General features: G+C 72.7%; 18 protein-coding genes and 2 tRNA genes. 2 read left to right on the plus strand and 18 right to left on the minus strand.

Translation table 11 applies throughout. The annotated features are described in order from the left end of the window. Positions 1 to 37: 37 nt before the first annotated feature. The 6 genes from ACRQ4C_RS10845 to leuC all read right to left on the minus strand — a co-directional run bounded on the left by ACRQ4C_RS10845 (position 38) and on the right by leuC (position 6514). Positions 38 to 1123 (minus strand): D-alanine--D-alanine ligase family protein, encoded by a 1086-nt coding sequence (locus tag ACRQ4C_RS10845; RefSeq protein WP_290131439.1) that lies wholly within the window; start codon positions 1121 to 1123, stop codon positions 38 to 40. Between the two features lie 29 nt (positions 1124 to 1152). Continuing rightward, positions 1153 to 2166 carry an NAD(P)H-dependent glycerol-3-phosphate dehydrogenase gene (locus tag ACRQ4C_RS10850; protein WP_400414841.1) on the minus strand — a complete coding sequence of 338 codons (1014 nt, stop codon included), beginning with the start codon at positions 2164 to 2166 and terminating at the stop codon, positions 1153 to 1155. A gap of 91 nt (positions 2167 to 2257) precedes the next feature. Next, positions 2258 to 3076 (minus strand): lysophospholipid acyltransferase family protein, encoded by an 819-nt coding sequence (locus tag ACRQ4C_RS10855; protein ID WP_290131438.1) that lies wholly within the window; start codon positions 3074 to 3076, stop codon positions 2258 to 2260. Positions 3077 to 3081: 5 nt separating this feature from the next. Continuing rightward, positions 3082 to 4449 (minus strand): UDP-N-acetylglucosamine 1-carboxyvinyltransferase, encoded by a 1368-nt coding sequence (gene murA / locus ACRQ4C_RS10860; protein ID WP_290131437.1) that lies wholly within the window; start codon positions 4447 to 4449, stop codon positions 3082 to 3084. Continuing rightward, the gene (gene leuD / locus ACRQ4C_RS10865; RefSeq protein WP_290131436.1) at positions 4449 to 5045 is read right to left on the minus strand and encodes a 3-isopropylmalate dehydratase small subunit; all 597 of its coding nucleotides are present in this window, start codon (positions 5043 to 5045) and stop codon (positions 4449 to 4451) included. Before leuD ends, murA begins: the two co-directional genes overlap by 1 nt. Further along, positions 5045 to 6514, minus strand: coding sequence for a 3-isopropylmalate dehydratase large subunit (gene leuC, locus ACRQ4C_RS10870; RefSeq protein WP_439688655.1), 1470 nt, complete (start codon positions 6512 to 6514; stop codon positions 5045 to 5047). Before leuC ends, leuD begins: the two co-directional genes overlap by 1 nt. A 206-nt stretch (positions 6515 to 6720) precedes the next feature. On the opposite strand from leuC, the gene ACRQ4C_RS10875 reads away from it, so the two are divergent. Further along, positions 6721 to 7788: an FUSC family protein gene (locus tag ACRQ4C_RS10875; RefSeq protein ID WP_439688656.1), complete on the plus strand. Its 1068-nt coding sequence runs from the start codon at positions 6721 to 6723 to the stop codon at positions 7786 to 7788. An 82-nt stretch (positions 7789 to 7870) separates the two neighbouring features. On the opposite strand, the gene ACRQ4C_RS10880 is transcribed toward ACRQ4C_RS10875, so the two are convergent. From ACRQ4C_RS10880 to ACRQ4C_RS10890, 3 genes are read right to left on the minus strand one after another with little or no spacing between them, the layout of a single operon-like run. Next, complete coding sequence (locus tag ACRQ4C_RS10880) at positions 7871 to 8476, minus strand: histidine phosphatase family protein (protein ID WP_290131433.1); 606 nt, start codon at positions 8474 to 8476, stop codon at positions 7871 to 7873. Continuing rightward, complete coding sequence (crcB, locus tag ACRQ4C_RS10885; protein ID WP_290131432.1) at positions 8473 to 8847, minus strand: fluoride efflux transporter CrcB; 375 nt, start codon at positions 8845 to 8847, stop codon at positions 8473 to 8475. The genes ACRQ4C_RS10880 and crcB overlap by 4 nt, the downstream gene beginning before the upstream one ends. After that, entirely contained in the window at positions 8844 to 9278 is a 435-nt protein-coding gene (locus ACRQ4C_RS10890) for a fluoride efflux transporter FluC (RefSeq protein ID WP_290131431.1), read from the minus strand. Before ACRQ4C_RS10890 ends, crcB begins: the two co-directional genes overlap by 4 nt. A gap of 133 nt (positions 9279 to 9411) precedes the next feature. On the opposite strand from ACRQ4C_RS10890, the gene ACRQ4C_RS10895 reads away from it, so the two are divergent. Then, positions 9412 to 10272 carry an ATP-grasp domain-containing protein gene (locus ACRQ4C_RS10895; protein ID WP_439688657.1) on the plus strand — a complete coding sequence of 287 codons (861 nt, stop codon included), beginning with the start codon at positions 9412 to 9414 and terminating at the stop codon, positions 10270 to 10272. Between the two features lie 13 nt (positions 10273 to 10285). On the opposite strand, the gene ACRQ4C_RS10900 is transcribed toward ACRQ4C_RS10895, so the two are convergent. The 9 genes from ACRQ4C_RS10900 to ACRQ4C_RS10940 all read right to left on the minus strand — a co-directional run bounded on the left by ACRQ4C_RS10900 (position 10286) and on the right by ACRQ4C_RS10940 (position 19773). After that, positions 10286 to 10693, minus strand: a complete 408-nt coding sequence (locus ACRQ4C_RS10900) for a RidA family protein (RefSeq protein ID WP_439688658.1) — start codon at positions 10691 to 10693, stop codon at positions 10286 to 10288. Positions 10694 to 10744: 51 nt separating this feature from the next. Then, entirely contained in the window at positions 10745 to 13084 is a 2340-nt protein-coding gene (locus tag ACRQ4C_RS10905) for a GNAT family N-acetyltransferase (protein WP_439688659.1), read from the minus strand. After that, a complete protein-coding gene (locus tag ACRQ4C_RS10910; RefSeq protein ID WP_439688660.1) occupies positions 13081 to 14517 on the minus strand; it encodes a lysine N(6)-hydroxylase/L-ornithine N(5)-oxygenase family protein in 1437 nt (478 codons plus the stop codon). The genes ACRQ4C_RS10905 and ACRQ4C_RS10910 overlap by 4 nt, the downstream gene beginning before the upstream one ends. Continuing rightward, positions 14514 to 16013: a pyridoxal phosphate-dependent decarboxylase family protein gene (locus tag ACRQ4C_RS10915; RefSeq protein ID WP_439688661.1), complete on the minus strand. Its 1500-nt coding sequence runs from the start codon at positions 16011 to 16013 to the stop codon at positions 14514 to 14516. The genes ACRQ4C_RS10910 and ACRQ4C_RS10915 overlap by 4 nt, the downstream gene beginning before the upstream one ends. Positions 16014 to 16097: 84 nt before the next feature. Then, positions 16098 to 17591: a reverse transcriptase family protein gene (locus ACRQ4C_RS10920; protein ID WP_439688662.1), complete on the minus strand. Its 1494-nt coding sequence runs from the start codon at positions 17589 to 17591 to the stop codon at positions 16098 to 16100. A 98-nt stretch (positions 17592 to 17689) separates the two neighbouring features. After that, positions 17690 to 17765 (minus strand) — tRNA-Glu (locus ACRQ4C_RS10925). A 71-nt stretch (positions 17766 to 17836) separates the two neighbouring features. Beyond that, positions 17837 to 17912: transfer RNA gene (locus ACRQ4C_RS10930), tRNA-Glu, on the minus strand. Between the two features lie 159 nt (positions 17913 to 18071). Beyond that, positions 18072 to 18707, minus strand: coding sequence for an MBL fold metallo-hydrolase (locus ACRQ4C_RS10935; RefSeq protein WP_439688663.1), 636 nt, complete (start codon positions 18705 to 18707; stop codon positions 18072 to 18074). A gap of 46 nt (positions 18708 to 18753) precedes the next feature. Then, positions 18754 to 19773 (minus strand): LacI family DNA-binding transcriptional regulator, encoded by a 1020-nt coding sequence (locus ACRQ4C_RS10940; protein ID WP_439688664.1) that lies wholly within the window; start codon positions 19771 to 19773, stop codon positions 18754 to 18756. Positions 19774 to 19790 lie beyond the last annotated feature (17 nt).

Consider the following 19790-nt stretch of genomic DNA (forward strand, 5'->3'; position numbering starts at 1 on the left):
CGCGACAGCCGCGCGGGCGGGTGGCCTCCGCGGCGGCTCAGCGGACGGCGGCGCGGCCCAGCTCGATGAGCTCGGTGACGAGCTCGCCGTACGAGACACCCGTGGCCGCCCAGCAGCGCGGGTACATCGACAGCGGGGTGAACCCCGGCATCGTGTTCACCTCGTTGACCACGAAGCCGTCGTCGGTCAGGAAGCAGTCGACCCGGGCGAGCCCAGCCCCGCCGACGGCCTCGAACGCGCGGGCACCGATGGAGCGGATCTCGTCGGTCTGCGAGTCGGTCAGGGGCGCCGGGCACAGCAGCGACTCGTCGCCGCCGAGGTACTTCGACTCGAAGTCGTAGAAGCCGTCCTCCGGCACGACGATCTCGCCGGGGAGGCTCGTGCGCGGCACTCCGTCGCGGCCCTCGAGCACGGCGACCTCGACCTCGCGGCCGACCACCCGCGGCTCGACGATCACCTTCGAGTCGTGCTCGAACGCCAGGTCCATCGCGGCACCGAGCTGCGACGGCTCGTCCACGCGCGAGACGCCCATGCTCGAACCGGCCCGGGCCGGCTTCACGAACACCGGGAACCCGTGCGCGGCCACCGACTCGGCGACGTCCACCGGGTCGGACGCCCACTGCCGACGGAGCACGGTCGTCCACGGAGCGACCCGCAGGCCGGCGTGTTCGAGCACGGCTTTCGCCACGTGCTTGTCCATCGCCAGGGCGCTCGCGAGCACCCCGTCGCCGACGTACGGCAGGCCGGCGATCTCGAGCAGACCCTGGATCGTGCCGTCCTCGCCGAACGGACCGTGCAGGATCGGGAACACCACGTCGACGTCGGGCACCGTCGTGACGGCGCCGTCGGCGTGCGACACGACGAGGTCCCGCGACGCCGGGGAGGTCGGGAAGGCCACCCGGGTGCCGTTGTCGAGGACCTCGGGCAGGTGGCGGTCGTGGATCGCCCAGCGCGCCGGGTCGTCGACCTGCAGGGTGAACGCGCCGTCCTTCGTGATCCCGATCGGCACGATGTCGTAGGCGTCCCGGTCGACGACGTCCATGATCCCGCCGGCGGTCACGCAACTGATCGCGTGCTCGCTGGAACGGCCGCCGAAGAGGACGGCGACGGTGGTCTTGGCCATGGAGGACCCCCTGGGTGGTCGCGGACCCGTCACTCGCCCTGGGGCTCGTCGGTCTCGGTGAGGTGCGGCGCGATGTTGCGCGGGTCGAGCCTACCGGCGAGGACCTCGCCCACCTGGCTGACGATGGGCATGTCGACGCCGTTCGCGGCCGCGAGCTCGAGGATCGGCGCGACGGACGCGAGCCCCTCGGCGGTCTGGTTCATCTGCCGGACGACCTCGTCGAAGCGGTAGCCCTGACCGAGCAGGCGGCCCGCGGTGTTGTTGCGGGACAGCGGCGACTGGCAGGTGGCGATGAGGTCGCCGAGGCCGGCCAGACCGGACAGCGTCGAGGGCTGCGCGCCGAGCGACACCGCGAACTCGGTCATCTCGGCGAGGCCGCGCGTGATGATCGACGCCTTCGTGTTCTCGCCGTAGCCGACGCCGTCCACGATGCCGATGGCGACCGCGATGAGGTTCTTCAGCACACCGCCGAACTCGGTGCCGATCACGTCGGTGTTGATGAACGACCGGAAGTACGGGTTCGTGGCGACCGCGGCGACCGCGGTGGCGGTGTCGAGCGACGACGACGACACGACGGCCGCGGTGGGCTGCCGTCGAGCGATCTCGAGGGCGAGGTTCGGACCGCTCGCGACGGCGATGCGGTCACGGTCGATGCCGAGTCCCTCGTGCAGGACCTCGCTCATCCGGAGCCCGGTGGCCTTCTCGACGCCCTTCATGAGGCTGACGACGGGGACCCCCTCGGGCAGGAGCGGCGCGATCGCGGCGAGGTTCGACCGCAGCGACTGCGACGGCACCGACACGTAGACCTGCTGTGCACCGTCGAGCACGGCGGACAGCGACGTCGAGGCGGTGAGCGTCCGCGGCAGGTTGATGCCGGGCAGGTACTCCGAGTTCCGCTTCGTCTCGGTGATCTCGCGCGCCACCTCGGGGCGACGCGCCCACACGATGGTGTCGGCCCCGCCCTCGGCGAGCACCTTCGCGAACGTGGTCCCCCAGCTGCCGGCGCCGATCACGGCGACCCGCGGCTTGTCGGTCGTCTGCATGACCACGCGGATCGCTGCGGTGTCGACGGCTCCGGGCGCGGCGACCGCGGGGTCCGGGTGGTCCTCGTGCGGGCGGAGGCCCGGTCCCTGGTCACTCAAACTTGCCGGTCTCCTTCTGGTTGTTCGCGGCCGGGTCCCAGCGGGTCGCCGGCGCCTGCTCGCCGCGGAGCTCCTCGAGCAGCTCGGTGATGCGCTGCATGACGATCCCGGTCGCCTCGACGAGCATCTGCTGGTCGATCGGACGGCCGCGGTAGGCCGAGAGGTCGACCTCGTCGCCGACGATGACGTCGACACGGGTCGGCGGGAACAACTTCAGCTTCTTCCCGTAGCGCGCCATGATCCCCTGCGTGCCCCAGTGGGCCATGGGGATGAGCGGCACGTCGTTCTCGAGCGCGATCCGGACCGCGCCGGTCTTCCCGCGCATCGGCCAGAGGTCGGGGTCACGGGTCAGCGTGCCCTCGGGGTACACGATGATCGCACCGCCCTGCTCGATGACGGACTTGCCGCCGCCGAGCGGGTCGCTGAGCCGGGTCCGGCCGGAGCGTTCGACCGGGATCTGCCCCATGCCGGACATGAGCTTGCCGAACACCGGGACCTTGAAGAGCGACGCCTTCGCCAGGAACCGCGGCGCGCGGCGGGACAGCCAGACGGCCGTGCCCACCACGAGCGGGTCGATGTTCGTGAAGTGGTTCGGTGCGAGCACGAAGGCGCCGCCCTCGGGCAGGCGCTTCGGCCCGTGCCAGTGGTAGCGCGCGGAGAACCGGAAGACCGGGATCACCACCGACGCGGTGATGCGGAACGCGGTGTTCAGCTCACCGCGGCGCCACCGGCGCCCAGGGTTGGGCAGACCGGTCGAGACCTGCGAGGCGGAGCCGCGCCGCGCCTCCAGGCCGTCACCCGAAGCAGCCACGACGCTCAGCCGGCGAAGTCGAAGTCGGCGCCGAGCTTGCGGAGCTTCGGGATGAAGTGCTCGTAGCCCCGGCTGATGATGCCGACGTTGGAGATGCGCGACTCGCCCTCGGCGGTCAGCGCCGCGATGAGGTGGCTGAAGCCACCGCGGAGGTCCGGCACGCGGACGTCCGCGGCGTGGAGCGTGGTCGGACCGGTGATGACCGCGGCCTGCTCGAACGGGCGGCGGGCGACGCGACGGTCGTGTCCGGGCAGCCCCTCCTTGTGGACGACGATGTCGGCGCCCATCTCGTTCAGCGCGTCGGTGAAGCCGAAGCGGTTCTCGTAGACGGTCTCGTGCACGATGCTCTGGCCGTCCGCCTGCGTGAGTGCCACGATGAGCGGCTGCTGCCAGTCCGTCATGAACCCGGGGTGCACGTCCGTCTCGACGACCACGGGGCGGAGGACCTCGCGCTCGCGGTAGAAGCGGATGCCGTCCTCCTGGATGTCGAACCCGCCGCCGACCTTGCGGAAGACGTTGAGGAACGTCATGAGCTCCTGCTGCTTCGCGCCCTCGACGAAGATGTCGCCGTTGGTCGCGAGCGCGGCCGAGGCCCAGCTCGCGGCCTCGTTGCGGTCGTTGATCGCGCGGTGCGTGTAGCCGCGGAGCGACTCGACGCCCTCGATGAAGATCGTGCGGTTCGGCTCGACCGTGACGATCGCGCCCATCTTCTGCAGGATCGCGATGAGGTCCATGATCTCGGGCTCGATCGCGGCGTTGCGGAGCTCGGTGACGCCCGTGGCGAGGACGGACGAGAGCAGCACCTGCTCGGTCGCGCCGACGCTCGGGTACGGCAGCTCGATCTTCGCGCCGCGCAGACCGTCCGGTGCCGTGAGGTGGATGCCGTTGACCTGCTTGTCGACCACGGCACCCATCGCCCGGAGGGCGTCGAGGTGGAAGTCGATCGGGCGGTCGCCGATGCGGCAGCCGCCGAGGTCGGGGATGAACGCCTCGCCGAGCTTGTGCAGCAGCGGGCCGCAGAACAGGATCGGGATGCGGCTCGACCCGGCGTGCGCGTCGATCTCGGCGAAGTGCGCCGACTCGACGTTCGACGGGTCGAGGATGAGCTCGCCTCGTGCAGGATCCGTGATGCGCACGCCGTGGACCTCGAGCAGGCCGCGGACGACCTTGACGTCCGAGATGTCCGGGACGTCCTTGAGGATCGACGGGGTGTCGCCCAGGAGTGCCGCCACCATGGCCTTCGTCGCGAGGTTCTTGGCCCCGCGGACCTCGATGCGTCCCACGAGCGGCTTGCCGCCACGGATGACGATCTCGTCCGACTTGAGCCCCACGCGAGCCCCAGCGGCTGCGGCGTCCTGTACGAGAGAGTTCACTACTTCACCGGCAATGTCTTCGGCCGCCAACGGGAGCGGCGGGATTCGAACTCCGTGATCGCGGTCTCGTCACGGAGGGTGAGCCCGATGTCGTCGAGCCCTTCCATCAACCGCCAACGAGTGTAAGCGTCGATCTCGAAGGGCACGTCCACATCGCCCAGCGACACGCGCTGCGCCTCGAGGTCGACCGTCGCGGAGACCCCGGGGTTCCGCTCGATCTCGGCCCAGAGCGCCTCGACTTCCGATTCGGTCACGATCGCCGTGACGAGCCCCTGCTTGCCGGCGTTGCCCTTGAAGATGTCCGCGAACCGGGACGACACGACGACCTGGAACCCGAAGTCGCGGAGCGCCCAGACGGCGTGCTCGCGGGACGATCCGGTGCCGAAGTCGGGCCCGGCGACCAGGACCTTCGCGCCCTGGTACTCGGGCTGGTTCAGCACGAAGTCGGGGTCCTGGCGCCATCCGGCGAACAGGGCGTCCTCGAAGCCGGTCTTCGTGACGCGCTTGAGGTAGACCGCGGGGATGATCTGGTCGGTGTCGACGTTCGAGCGCTTGAGCGGCGCGGCGATCCCGGAGACGGTGGTGATCTTGTCCATCAGTTCGCTCCTTCAGCGGTCGTCGCCGTCGCGGCGTCGTCGGTCACCGATGCGATCGCATCGTCGGTCTCCAGGTCCCACGGGCTCGACAGCGTCCCGCGCACAGCGGTGGCGGCGGCGACGAGCGGCGACACGAGGTGGGTCCGCCCGCCCTTGCCCTGCCGGCCCTCGAAGTTGCGGTTCGAGGTGGAGGCGCAGCGCTCCCCCGGCGCGAGCTGGTCGGGGTTCATGCCGAGGCACATCGAGCAGCCGGCGAACCGCCACTCGGCTCCGAAGTCCGTGAACACCTTGTCCAGCCCCTCGGCTTCGGCCTCGAGCCGGACGCGCGCGGAGCCCGGCACCACCATCACGCGGACACCCTCGGCCTTCGTGCGGCCCTGGATGATCGACGCGAAGGCCCGGAGGTCCTCGATACGGGAGTTCGTGCACGAGCCCATGAACACCGCGTCGACGGCGATGTCCTTCATCGGCGTGCCGGCCTGCAGGTCCATGTACTCCAGCGCGCGCGACGCGGCGGCCTGGTCGTTCGGGTCGCTGTAGTCGGACGGGTCCGGCACGTTCTCGGACAGCGAGACGCCCTGACCGGGGTTGGTGCCCCAGGTGACGAAGGGTTCGAGCTCGTCGGCGTCGATGAACACCTCGGCGTCGAACACCGCGTCGTCGTCGGTGCGCAGGGTCTCCCAGTACGCGACGGCGTCGTCCCAGTCCTGCCCGGTCGGCGCGTGGTCGCGGCCCTGGACGTAGTCGTAGGTGGTCTGGTCGGGAGCGACCATGCCCGCGCGGGCGCCGGCCTCGATCGACATGTTGCAGATCGTCATGCGGCCCTCCATCGAGAGCGCGCGGATCGCGGAGCCGCGGTACTCGAGCACGTAGCCCTGCCCGCCGCCGGTGCCGATCTTCGCGATGACCGCGAGGATGATGTCCTTCGCCGTCACGCCGGGGCGCAGGGTCCCCTCGACCGTGATCGCCATCGTCTTGAAGGGCTTGAGCGGCAGGGTCTGCGTCGCGAGCACGTGTTCGACCTCGGACGTCCCGATGCCGAACGCCATCGCGCCGAACGCGCCGTGGGTCGACGTGTGGGAGTCGCCGCACACGACGGTGATGCCCGGCATGGTCAGCCCGAGCTGCGGACCGACCACGTGGACGATCCCCTGCTCCTTGTCGCCGAGCGAGTGCAGGCGGACACCGAACTCCGCGCAGTTGCGGCGGAGCGTCTCGATCTGGGTGCGGCTCGTCGGGTCGGCGATGGGCCGGTCGATCGCGAGGGTCGGCGTGTTGTGGTCCTCGGTCGCGATCGTCAGGTCGAGCCGTCGCACCGGCCGACCGGCCTGGCGCAGACCGTCGAACGCCTGCGGGCTCGTGACCTCGTGCACGAGGTGGAGGTCGATGTAGAGGAGGTCCGGCTTGCCGTCCTCGCCCTTGACCACGACGTGGTCGTCCCACACCTTCTCGGCGAGCGTCTTTCCCATCGGCCCGGCCCTTCCTCGTTGACGTCGGTACGCCGCTGTCGCGGCTCGTGGGAGTCACTCTAGCAGGTTGGTATACCAACGTGCGTCCGCACTGCCTGGAGGCTCGTGGCGGGCCCCGCCACGGGCCTCAGGGCGGGTTGCCCCCACCGCCGGGAGGCACGGCGCGGGTCGGCGACACCCGTCGCGGTGGGAAGATGGGTCACGACATGACGACACCTGCGCACTCGACCCGGACCGTGAACCTCGAGGGCGCAGCACGCGCCGCGATCGCCGGTGGCGCACCGCTCGCCGTGCTCATCGCCCTCGGGATGCCCGGCTACGCGGCGTTCGCGATGTTCGCCGGGTTCACCGCGATCTTCGGTGCGACCGAGCCCTACCGGCAGCGCGCCGTCACGACGGGTGTCGCCGGGGCACTGCAGACCGTGTGCATGCTCGCGGGCGTGGGCGTCGCGCTCCTCGGGCACCCGCTCTGGCTGCAGGCGGCCGGACTCGTGGTCGTGCTCGTCGTCGCCGTGTGCACGCTCACCGTGCTCCGGACGATCCCCGCACAGCCGATCTTCCCGGTGTTCGCGTTCGTGGTGTCCGCGCTCGTGCCGCTCCGGCCGGCCGACGTCCCGACGGTGCTGGTGGTCATCGTCTGCTCGGTCGCGTGGGCGTGGGCGGTGGCGATGTCGGGCGCCGTGCTCCGACGGGTGCTCCACCCGCGGGCACCGCACCGGTTCCGGCCGCTCGCGCCGCGGAAGCACCGCTCCCTCGACGTCCTCCGCACCCCGGCACTCCGCGAGACCGTCGCCCTCAACGTCGTCGGGTCCCTCGTGGCGGGTGGCATCGCCGAGGCCCTCCCCGGGCTCGGGCACCCCTACTGGGCGGTGATCGCGGTCGTGTCGACGCTCCCGGCGCTCCGGCAGCGGCACACGCTCCGCCGTGCGTGGCAGCGTGTCATCGGGACCGTCGGCGGCACGGTCATCGCGGTCGGCATCCTGCTGCTGGAGCCGAGCGTGTGGTGGATCGTCGTGATCGCCGTGGTGGGGCAGTTCTTCGCCGAGATCTTCGTCGCGCGGCACTACGCCGTGACCCTGCTCTTCCTCACGCCGCTCGCCCTCGCGGTGTCGTGGCTGAGCCTGCCCGAGGCGCCGGAGCTCCTTGCACTCGACCGCATCGCGCAGACCGTGCTCGGGGCGCTCGTCAGCGTGGCGCTGCTCCTCGTCGGACGCGCGATCGAGCGTCGCCGGGGCCGTCCGCTGGGTGCGACGAGCGCGATCCCGACCGTCTGAGGCGGACGCGCGGAACCAGGGTCCGGACACAGCACCGCGCGGTACCACGGTGTGGTGTCCGGACCCTGGTTCCGGCGGGAGCTCAGTCGCGCGGCTCGACGTTCCAGGAGTCGATGACGGGGCGGCCGTGCTCGTAGCCGAGCGAGCTCACCGTCGCGGTGCCGAGCTTGAGCACCGCCCCGTCCTGCGGTGCCAGACGGATCCAGGCGGCCCCGAGCGCGCGGAGGACGTGCCCGTGCGCGACCACGATCGCGTCGTCACCCTCGGCGAGCACCGGACGGACACGGTTCAGGACGCGCTCGACCCGGACCCGGACCTCGGCGGCGTTCTCACCGGGGGTCTCGCCAGCGGGCACCCCGTCGGTCCAGAGGTCCCACGGGCCGTGGCGCAGCACCTTGATCTGCGGTGTGGTCAGCCCCTCGTACGCGCCGTAGTCCCACTCGTAGAGGTCCTCGTCGAGCTCCGGGTCCACCCCGACCAGCTCCGCGGTGCGTCGAGCACGCTGCAGGGGGCTCGACAGCGCGAGCGCGAAGGAGCGGTCCGCGAGGTACCGGCCGGCGCGCTCCGCCTGCTCGACACCGTGCTCGGTGAGCGGGATGTCGGTGCGGCCGGTGTGCTGCCCGCTCTTCGACCACTCCGTCTCTCCGTGACGGACGAGGACGAGTTCGCCGGGGCGTTCCGAGGTCATGTGTTCCTTCCGATGAGCAGGCCGAGCGCGGCTGCGCCGACCGAGACGACGAGCATCCCGAGGCCGTTCAGGACGGCGAGCCGGGGCTTGCCGGATCGGAGGAGCTGCACGGTCTCGACGCTCGCCGTCGAGAACGTCGTGTACCCACCCATCATGCCCGTCCCGAGCACGGCGACCACCGGGAGGGCCAGTGCTCCGGACTGTCCCGCCCCGGTGAGGACGCCGAGCACGAGCGATCCGGAGACGTTGATGACGAGCGTGCCGAGCGGGAACGCGGTCACACGGGCCTTCACGGCACCGTCGAGCACGAAGCGCAGGGCAGCCCCCACCCCGCCCCCGACCGCGATGACCAGGAGTTCGAGCGGGTTCACGAAGCACCCCCCACGCGACGCGGCCGCAGCACCGCGGCGAGCCACAACCCGGCGACCACCGCCGCGAGTCCGAGCACGACCGACAGGAGCGCGTAGCCGCTCCCGGCCGTCCAGCGACCGGCGTCGAGCAGCTGCGCGGTGTCGTCCGCGAGGGTGCTGTACGTCGTGAAGCCGCCGAGCACGCCCGTCCCGACGAACAACCGGAGCCCGCGGCGTCGGCCGACGTCGGGACCGCGGTGCGCGAGGGCCTCGAGCAGCAGCCCGAGGCAGAACGCACCGACGACGTTGATCGCGAGGATCGTCCAGCTGATCCCCTGCCCGGGCGGGAACGCGGCGGCGAGCAGTGCGCGGAGGCCGGTGCCGATCGCACCACCGACGGCGACGAGGCCGAGGAAGCGCCAGCGGAGGTGGACGGGTCGGTCGTGGGGCACGGGTCTCCTTTCGAGGGACGACGGCGCGGGCGCGGGCGCGGGCGCGGGCGCGGGCACGGGCACGGGCACGGGCACGGAACCGCGGCGGGTGCACTGTAGCGCGCCGCGTGCTCGGAGCCGCCACACTGGCGGAGTGCGCATCTCCACCCTGGCCTGGGTCACCACCGCCCCCGCTCGCGGGCTCGACGAGGACGAGGACCTCGCGCTCGCCGCACTCCGACGGACGGGTGTCACCGTCGACGTCGTGGACTGGGACGACCCCGACGTCGACTGGTCCGCCCACGACCGGGTCGTCCTGCGGTCCACATGGGACTACGACGACCGGCTCGACGAGTTCGTCGCGTGGTTGCGCCGGGTGGCGCAGCAGACCGAGCTCGTCAACCCGCTGCCCGCGGTCCTCTGGAGCACCGACAAGCAGTACCTCCGCGAGCTCGCCGACGCCGGGGTCCCGATCACACCGACCACCTTCGTCCGACCCGGCGAGACCCCGGCGTTCCCCGACGGCCGGTTCGTCGTGAAGCCCGCGGTGGGCGCCGGGAGTCGCGGGGCGGCGTCGTACGGGCCGACGCAGCACGGCGTTGCCGCCGACCACGTGCGGGCGCTGCACGACGCCGGCCAGGTCGTGCTCGTCCAGCCGTTCGTGCACTCCGTCCCGGTCGAGGGCGAGTGGCCGCTCGTGTTCCTCGGCGGCGCGTACAGCCACGCGGCGAGCAAGCGGGTCGCCCTGCCCGAGGCCGCGCTCATCGAGGACCTGTTCGCCGCCGAGGTGAACGCGCCGCACGTGGCGACGGCCGAGCAGGTCGAGGTCGCCCGGGCGGCCGTGGCCGTCGTCACCGCCCGGTTCGGACCACTGCCGTACGCCCGGGTCGACCTCGTCCGCGCGGACGACGGGTCCTCGCTCGTGCTGGAGGTCGAACTCGTCGAACCCTCGCTCTTCCTGCCCCAGGCCGACCCGGGCGCCGCTGACCGACTCGCGGCGGCACTGATCGGCTGACGCCGGGCACCGCTCAGTCGACGACCGCTGCGACCGCCTCGATCTCCACGAGCTGGTCGTCGTACCCGAGCACGGTGACGCCGAGCAGCGTGCTCGGCACGTCGTGGTCGCCCATCGCCCGCCGCACGACCTCCCACGCCGTCACGAGGTCCGCCTGCCGCGACGACGCGACGAGCACCCGGGTGCTGATGAGGTCCTCGACCGACGCACCCGCGGCGGCGAGTGCCGTCCGCAGGTTCGCGATGCACTGTCCGGCCTGTCCGGCGTGGTCCCCCACGGCCACGGTCCGGCCGTCGGCGTCGAGGGGGCAGGCTCCGGCGAGGAACACGAGCCGTGCCCCCGTCGGTGCCGTCGCGGCGTACGCGTACTCCGCGACGTCGCTCAGCGCTGCGGACCGGATGAGCTGCACGGCGGAGGGCATGGTCCGACCCTGCCAGGCTCCCGGTGGCAGCGCCAGGCCGACGCCCCGCCGTCAGCGCCGTCCGATCGGGTTCGGCATCCGCCCCGCCCGGATGAGCGACTCCGTCTGCCCGGTCAGGTCGACCATCTGCACGGTGTTCTTCAGCTGCAACCGGTTCAGGCACGAGTGCTCGAAGTCCGGCACGCGGAGGTCGATCGGCCGCGCCCGTCCGACTGCGGCAGCGTCCACGCACTCCCCGACGAGCCGCCAGAACACCACACCCGGCAGCACCCCGTCCTCGTCGAGGATCGCTGCGAGGTACCGGAGCACCCCGTCGAACACGTCGGTGAACACGCCGAGCGCCGCTTCGTCGTCGTCCACCGGCTGCACGATCCGCTCGGTCCCCACCGGCACCGGGACGTCTCCGACGACCACGACCTCCTCCCCGATGTCCTTCATGAACACCCGGGACACTGCCCCGTCGCGCAGGACGAGCACGAGGTTCTCGCCGTGCGGCATGAACAGCAGCTGGTGCTCGGTGAGGCAGTGGACGACCGGCCGCAGGTAGGCGTCGAGGTACCGGCGCACCCACGTGGCCGCGTCCAGCCCGGACTGCTCGACGAGGGCCGCGGCGACGGACCGGCCCCGAGCGTCCCGGTGCAGCAGTGCGGCCATCGTGATCGGCCGCTCCCCGGGATGGAGCAGGGGCACCGGGCTCTCGCGCCAGAGCGCGGCGAGCATCTTGCGCTGTGGCGAGACCACGTCGACGCGGTGGTACGCGTCGCCGGTGTAGCCGATGGCGGCGTGCTCGCGGAGCACCGAGAACCCGGCGTCGGCGAGCACCGGGTCACCGGAGACCAGCTCGGCGACCCAGTCGTTCACGGCCGGCGCGCTCCGCATGTACGCGGGTGACATCCCGCGGAGGAACCCCATGTTCTGGACGGCGAGCGCCGTCTTCACGTACGAGCGCTCCGGACGCGACCGGTTGAACGCCGTGCGGATGGACTGCTGCGGCTGGTGGTCGTCCGGTCCCTCGCCGAGGTCGACGAGGTCCTGCCGGCCGAGGTCCGGCGCGAACGTGACGGCGATCCGGTGCTGCCACTGCCACGGGTGCACCGGGAACCACGTGTACTCGTCCGGGTCGAGCCCGCGTCGTTCGAGCGTGTCCCGGAACCGGTCGACGGTGGCCGGGTCGAGTTCGGCCTGCCAGTGGGCTTCCTCGGTGCGGCCCGCGGCGAGCGCCAGGTGCGTGTGCTCCCGGCGGGCGGCGAGCCACCGGTAGCGGAAGCGGCCGCCGGACTCCGGCGCGTAGGCCCGGTACTCGTCGAGTCCGAACCCGATGCGGCCGTTGGCGGCGACGAACGCGGGGTGCCCCTCGGTCATCGCGGCCTCGGCGTCCTGGAACGACGCGACGACGTCGCCGTCCGTCCGGCCGCGGGCGAGTTGTGCGGCGGACGGTCCACCGCGGCGGTGCTTCGCGGCGGCGCTCGCGAGGGTCGACGCGATCTCCTCGAGGTAGGTGCCGAGGAGCTCGTCGGGGATGCCGAGGACGTGGTGCAGGGCGAGCACGAGGTCCTGTGCGTCGAGCGGAGCCGGGCGGCCGTCGCGGGTGCGGCTGAGCGACGGCTCGTCGATCGACCAGTGCTCGAGCGCGTGCACGCGAGCGCGGAAGCGGTAGGTCGAGTCGCCGGCGTCGAGTACCCACTCCCCGCCGTCCGGGCGCGGGCTGACCAGTCGTTCGTGGGTGAACTCGGCGATCGCCTTGGCGACGAGGTGCCGCTCGGCCGGCTCGAGGTGCTCGGGGCGGAGGTGCGCCGCCGGGCCGTCGTCGTCGGGCACCCCGATCCGTGCCGTGTCGAGCACCGACAGCTTCGCCCGCTTGCCGTCGACGTCGACCACGCGGAGCGCCCGGAACCCGACCTCGGCGTTCTTCCGCTGCACCGCCGTGTTCCGGACGTCCGGCTCGACCACGACCCGGCGAGCGCCGAGCGCGTCACGGCAGTGCTCGACGACGGCGCGCATCACGGCGGTGGTGAGGCCGTGCACCCGGCCGCCGCCCGGTGCGGTGTCGGCGGGCGGCGGCGCGACGAGCAGGTGCATCCCGACGTCGCCGGGTACGGCGTCCCACACGTCGGTCAGCAGCACCACGGCCGGGTCGTACGTCTCGGCGTACGCGATCGGCGCACCGTGTCGGTGGAGCAGCCAGCCCTGCTGCGCGGGGTCGTCCTGCACGGCGCGCAGGGACGCGCGCACCGCCGGGACGTCGTGGTCGGACATCCCCCACCACACGGACGCCGGGTGTGCGAGCCACGTCTGGACGACGGCGGCGTCGCGGTCCGGGTCGACGGGCTGGACGGACGGGAGGCCCGTGGCGGCGTCCGCCGTGTCGGCGAGCGTCGCGGGGGCGCTCACGCCGAGACCCCCGCGGTCGCGCGGCGAGCGGCCGCGGCCGCGCCGTCCACCGGTCGGGCGGTCGCCGGCGCGTCGGTGGTGACCCGCGGCTGTGGCGCCGGCCGCCCACCGGGCAGGCCGAACTCCTGGAAGGCGATCCGTTCCTCCAGGCCGTACACGGAGCGCCCCGTGACGGACCGGATGATCGACGCGTTCCGCCACGCGCCCATGCCGAGGTCTGGGGCGGTGAGGCCGTGCGTGTGCTCCTCGGCGTTCTGCACCCAGAGGCGGCCGCCGAGCGTGTCAACGTGGAGGTCGCGCGCGACCGCGAACCGACCGCGGTCGTCTCGGGCCACGAGGTGCTCGACCGGGGCGAGGAACCCGGGCGTGCGTGGGCGGTAGCCGGTGGCGAGGACGAGCCGGGCGACCTCGTGGGTCGCCTCCGTGCCGAGCTGTCCGTGCCGCAGGGTCAGGCGGTAGCGGTCGCGGTCGGGGAGCCACTCGGCGGCGACGACACTCGTGTCGGTCCGGAGGGTCGTCGGGACGGTGCCGCGCGCACTGGTGCGGTAGAGCGTGTCGTAGACCTCGTCGACGAGGTCGGCGCTGATGCCCTTGTACAGCCCGCGCTGTTCGCGCCCGAGTCGGTCGCGGACCTCGCGTGACAGGCCGTGGAAGTGGTCGGTGTACTCCGGGCTCGTCATCTCGAGGGTGAGCTTGGTGTCCTCCATCGGGAAGAACCGGGGCGAGCGGGTGATCCAGTCGAGGTGGTACCCGCCGTCGCGGATGCCCTCGAGGAGGTCGCGGTAGACCTCGGCGGCGGACTGCCCGCTGCCGATGACCGCGATCGAGTCGGCGTGGCGGAGGTCGTCGCGGGCGTGGAGGTACCCCGCGGAGTGCACGACGGGGCCGCCGAGCCCCTGCAGCGCCTCGGGCACGGCGGGCTCGGTGCCGATGCCGAGCACGACGTGGCGGGCCCGGTAGCGCTCCGGTCCGTCGGCCGTCTCGGCGTGCACGGTGAAGGTGTCGGTGGCCTCGTCGTGCTCGACCGCGACGACCCGACGGCCCCACCGCAGGGTGTCGAGTCGGTCCGCTGCCCAGCGGCAGTAGGCGTCGTACTCCACGCGCAGGGGGTGGAAGTCCTCGCGGATGTAGAAGGGGTAGAGCCTGCCGGTCTCCTTGAGCCAGGCGAGGAACGTGAACGGCGACGTCGGGTCGGCCATCGTCACGAGGTCGGCGAGGAACGGGACCTGGATCGTGGCGTCGTCGAGCATCATGCCGTGGTGCCAGGCGAAGCCGTCGGCCTGGTCGAGGAACACGGCGTCGAGGTCGTCGAGCGGGTCGGTGAGGCAGGCGAGACCGAGGTTGAACGGTCCGATGCCGATGCCGACGACGTCGTGCACGGCGTCCGTGGGGCCGGTGCTGGTGCCGGTGCTGGTGCTGGTGCTGGCGGTCATCGCGCGGCTCCCGTCGTCTGGGCGGCGTGCTGCGCTGCCCCCAGCTCGGCGTGCAGCCGTCCGGCCGTCGCGGTCACGTGGTCGAGCGCCGCGGCGACCTGCTCCGCGCTCGTCCCGGGGTTCAGCAGCGTCAGCTTGTTGCACGGTCGGCCGTCGATCACGGTCTTCGCGACGAGCACCCGTCCCTCGGCCAGGAGCGCAGCCCGGAGCGGGGCGACGAGGGCGTCCGCCTCGTCGTCGGTCACGTCGTCCGGCTGCCAACGGAACAGCACGGTGCTCAGCTGCGTCGGAGCGACGAGCTCGAGGTCGGGGTGTCGTCGGACGTGCTCGTGCACCAGGGCGGCGACGTCGAGCACGGTGTCGAACGCCCGCCCGATCGCGGCGGCCCCGCTCGCCCGGAGCGTCGCCCAGAGCTTCAGCGCGTCGAGCCGGCGGGTCGTCTGCAGCGACTTGTCGACCTGGTTCGGCTCCTCGGCGTCCTCGGGGTTGAGGTAGTCGGCGTGCCACGCGGCGCGTCGGAGGTCCGCCGGCTCCCGAACGAGCAGTGCGCTCGAGGACACCGGCTGGAAGAACGACTTGTGGAAGTCCGCCGTGACGCTCCGAGCTCGCTCGATGCCGTCGAGCAGGTGTCGGCGTGTCGGAGACACGAGCAGCCCGCAGCCGTACGCGGCGTCGACGTGGAGCCAGACGCCCTCGAGGTCGCACACGTCGGCGATCGGCTCGAGCGGGTCGATGCAGCCGCGGTCGGTGGTCCCGGCGGTGGCGACGACGGCCATCGGGACACGACCCTCGCGGCGGGCGTCGGCGACCGCGTGGGCCAGGGCGTCCGGGCGCATCCTGCCGGAGGGGTCCGTCGCGACGTCGACGACCGCGTGCTCCGGGAGCCCGAGGACCATCGCGGACTTCCGGACACTGAAGTGGCTCGACGCGGTGGCGAACACGACGAGGTCGTCGAGCGCCGGGCGGCCACGCCGCCCCGTCACGGCGGGCGCGCTGGTCGCGGCCTGGCGGGCGAGCAGCAGGGCGTGCAGGTTCGACTGCGACCCACCGGAGGTGAAGACCCCGTCGCCGTCCGCGAAACCGATCGTCTCCGCGGCCCATCGGACCGCCCGGCGTTCGATCTCGGTGCCGATGCGCGACTGGTCCCACGTGTCGACGGAGGGGTTGACCGCGGCGAGCACGGCCTCGGCGGCGACCGCGGGCAGGGCCACGGGGCAGTTGAGGTGTGCGAGCGAGTCGGGGTGGTGGAACCAGACCGCCTCGGCGCTGAAGAGCCGGTCGACCTCGTCCGCAGCGGCCTCGGCGGTACCGAGCGGCGTGTCGAGGTCGACCGCGGCGATCCGCTCGCGGAGCTCCGGTGCCGGGGTGTCGGTGGTGGGCGAGGACACGGTGGCGAACCGGTCCGCCGTGCGGGCGACGATGGCCTGCACGACCTCGCGGTACCGGTCGGCGCGGTCGGTGTCGAGGATTTCGAGCTGAGGTGTAACGCTGTTCACGTTAGGTAAGGCTAACCTCACTTGTCGTCCGGATGGAACCTCGAACGGGGGAAGAACGGTCGTTCCACCCCGGGGCCCGGATCGTCAGCTCCAGTCGATCCGGTCGAACTCCGCCCGGAGCCGCGCCGCTCGCCCGGGGTGCGTCTGCCCGACCCAGCCGATACGGCCGAGCAGGTGCGCGCGGAACTCCGGGTGGCCGTCCCGGTTCTGCGAGTCCGGACCGGACCGGACGCAGTTGTGCAGGATCGCGTGCAGTCGGTCGACCTCGGCGCGGCCGGGCGACAGCCGGTCGTTGACGACCACGCCGGTGACCGACTGCCGGACCCCGCGACGCCGGACCCGGGTCTTGTGCGGGTTGACCGCGTGGCCCTGGTCCCGCACGATCCGCTCGACCCCGGCGACGAACGCCCCCACCCGGGCTGCGAGTGCCACTCCCCCGCTGAACGTCAGGTCGTCGGCGTACCGCGTGTACGTCGCTCCGGCAGCAGCGGCCCACCCGGCGAGGCGGGCGTCGAGGTGCCGGAGCACGAGGTTCGCGAGCGCCGGCGAGGTCGGCGCGCCCTGCGGCAGGTGCGCCTCGGCCAGGGCACGACGGAGCGCGGACCGTTCGTCGACGGAGCCGGCGCCACCGCTCGGCATCGCACGCAGCACGTGCGGCGGGACCTCGTGCACGCACAGCCCGGTGAGCACGTGCGCCAACGGCTCCGCGAGCCCGGCGCGCCGGAACACGCCGTACACGCTCGGCGCCCGCACCGTGGCGAAGAACGCGGTGAGGTCCATCGTCACGACGACCTCGGTCCCGACGTGGAGCGCCGCACTCGTCACGACGCTCCTCCCGGGGACGAAGCCGTGCGCCGCCTCGTGCACCGGCAGGGTCGCGAGCAGCTCGTCGAGGACCGTCCGCTGCGCCCGGCGGAGGAGGTGCATCGGCGCTTCGAGCAGCCGGGGCGTCCGGCCGGGACGGACCGTCCACGTGTGCCGGTAGTGGTGCAGCGGACCGTCGGGGTCCGCACGCCGGTTCCACCCCTTCGTGTCCGCGAGCCAGAGGAGCCGACCAACCGTCAGGTCGAGCGCGCGAGCGAGTTCGGGCAGCGTGTCGACGACCAGCGGTCCCTCGACGTGTCGTCCGGCCCGGACCGGGGCGACCCGCCGAGCGAGGACGGCCACCGGGCGACGACCGATCCGCCGCGCGTGCTCGGAGACGAGCCGGGGCGTCGTGACGAGCACGTCGGCGAGGGCTCGGGGCGCGTCCGTCGGCGGTCGCGGGAACGCCTCGAGTGCGGCCACGACGGCAGCGCCGACGAACGACCGCTCGGGCCCGACCACGTCGTGACCCGCAGCCCGGAGCGTCGCGAGGTCCCAGCCCTCGGCCGCGAGGAACCCGTCGGCGAGGGCGACCGCGATCACGTCGAGGGGCGTGGCGTTCCCGGGGGACCCGTCGGTGCCTCCGTGCGGCAGCGCGCGCGGAGCGCGCCCGCCCGCTCGGGGCGTGGTGTCCTGCTGGTCCTGCGTACCCCGGGGTGACCCCGGAGAGGACGACGCACCGCGTACGTCATCCGCCTCCCCCGGGAACTCCACGCGCTCACCGTACGCGAGACCGGTGACGACGCGCCGCCGGGGCTGCATCGCTCGCGGAACGACGAACGCCCCGCTCCTGGAGGAGCGGGGCGTTCCGGTGGTGACCCCAGCGGGATTCGAACCCGCGTTACCGCCGTGAGAGGGCGACGTACTAGGCCGCTGTACGATGGGGCCGTGGTCTCGCTCGGGAGCGGGACGCACGCGTTGTCGGACTCGGAAGTGAGCCACTTGTGATGACCCACTGCTGGTGACCCCAGCGGGATTCGAACCCGCGTTACCGCCGTGAGAGGGCGACGTACTAGGCCGCTGTACGATGGGGCCGTTCCGACAACTCGACAAGTATGGCACAGCGCTCGCTCCGCGCCAAAACGAGGCGTGTCGCCCGGGTGTGCCGTCGATCCGCGGCCCGGCCACGACGTGACGCGGCGGTGCGTGACGGACAGGAAGCGCGCCTCCTGGCCGTCTCGCCGCGACCGTCCGTCAGACGGTCGTCGTGTCGCCGGGGGCGAGCACGGTCACGGCACCGGCGGGCTCCACGACCTCGCGGAGACGGCCGACGTGCATGCCGAGGCCGACCTCGGAGAGGGTCGCCTCGTGGATCGGGTACGCCCGGCTCGGCGCGATCGCGGCGACCCAGTCCATGAGCTCGCCGATCTGCAGCCAGGGTGCGCCGATCGGGGTGGCGAGCACCTCGACCGGGACGGCGGGGACCGTGTAGGCGTCGCCGGGGTGGAAGAGCCGTCCGTCGACGAGCACGCCCGTGTTGTCGATCACGGGGATGCTCGAGTGGATGACGTTGTGCCGGCTGCCGTGGAACGTGAGGTCGAACGGTCCGACGGTGCGGGCGTCCCCGTCGGTGACCACGTCGACCCGGATGCCATCGTCCGCGAGCGCATCCGCGACCCCCGCGGGGCCGATGACGACGGCGCCGGGGTTCGCGGCGAGGATCCGCTGGACCTGCTCGGGCGTGACGTGGTCGGGGTGGGCGTGCGTGACGACGACCCCCACGACGCCCGTGGTGTCGACCGGCCGGGTGAGGTTCCCCGGGTCGAGGACGAGCCGGGCCCCGTCGCGGGTGAGCACCTGGCACGCGTGTTCGAGCTTCGTGACCTCCATGCCCGCGACCCTACGCGCGGACTCGTCACAGCGGCGGCGCTGCGCGTCACCGCGGCGGCGCGGTCGTCCCCCGCACCACGAGCTCCGCGGTCGCCGGCCCGAGCGACTCCGACCCGTGCCCCTCGACCTCCGCGAGCACGGCACGCGCAGCCGTCCGTCCCTGCGCCTCCGGGTCCTGCGCGACCGTGGTCAGGCCCACGGTCGCGCCGTACTCGTGGCCGTCGACCCCGATCACGGAGAGGTCCTCGGGGACCCGGAGACCGGCACGCTGCGCCGCGAACAGGAGTCCCAGGGCCATCTCGTCGGACGCGCAGAACACCGCCGTGGGTCGCCCGGAGCCGGAGCCGGAGCCGGCCCCGGCGCCGAGCAGCGCGGCGCCGGCGTCCGCGCCGCCCGCGAACGAGAAGCGGCCGTCGACCATCCACTCGGGCCGGACGTCGCAGCCCGCGGCCGTCATGGCGTCGACGAACCCGTCGTGCCGCAGGTACGGGACGGCGACGTTCATCCCGTCCTCGTCCTGCCCGCCCATGTACGCGATCGACCGGTGCCCCAGTGACGCGAGGTGCTGCACGGCGAGGTGCGACACCACCGCGTCGTCGACCCCGACGTTCCGCAACCCCGGGGCCGGTCCGCCGATGACGATCATCGGATGGCGGGTGAGTTCGAGCTCGGTCCGCTCGGTCTCGTCGAGCACGAGCGACAGCAGCACGAGGGCGTCCACCCGGTGCCGGAGCATCGAGCGTCGGAACGCTCGGTCGCGGTCGCCCCCGGCCCCGCCGAGGTTGTACAGCACCAGGTCGTGCCCGGCCCGGCGGAGCTCCGCGTCGACCCCGCCGAGCGCCTTGACGTAGAACCACCGGTCGATCACCGGGACGACGACACCGACGGCGCGCTGCCGGCCGGTGGCGAGGCCGGCCGCCGCCGAGCTCGGGACGTACCCGAGCTCGTCGGCGACCCGCCGCACCTGGTCGATCGTCGGTCCGGCCACCGACGGCAGGCCGCGCAGCGCGCGGGACACCGTGGACTTCGACAGTCCGGTGACGGTGGCGATCTCCTGGATGCCCATGGGTCCGGCCTGGAGGC

Origin of the sequence: Curtobacterium sp. SP.BCp (assembly GCF_051903255.1) — a bacterium.
Taxonomy (GTDB): Bacteria; Actinomycetota; Actinomycetes; order Actinomycetales; family Microbacteriaceae; genus Curtobacterium.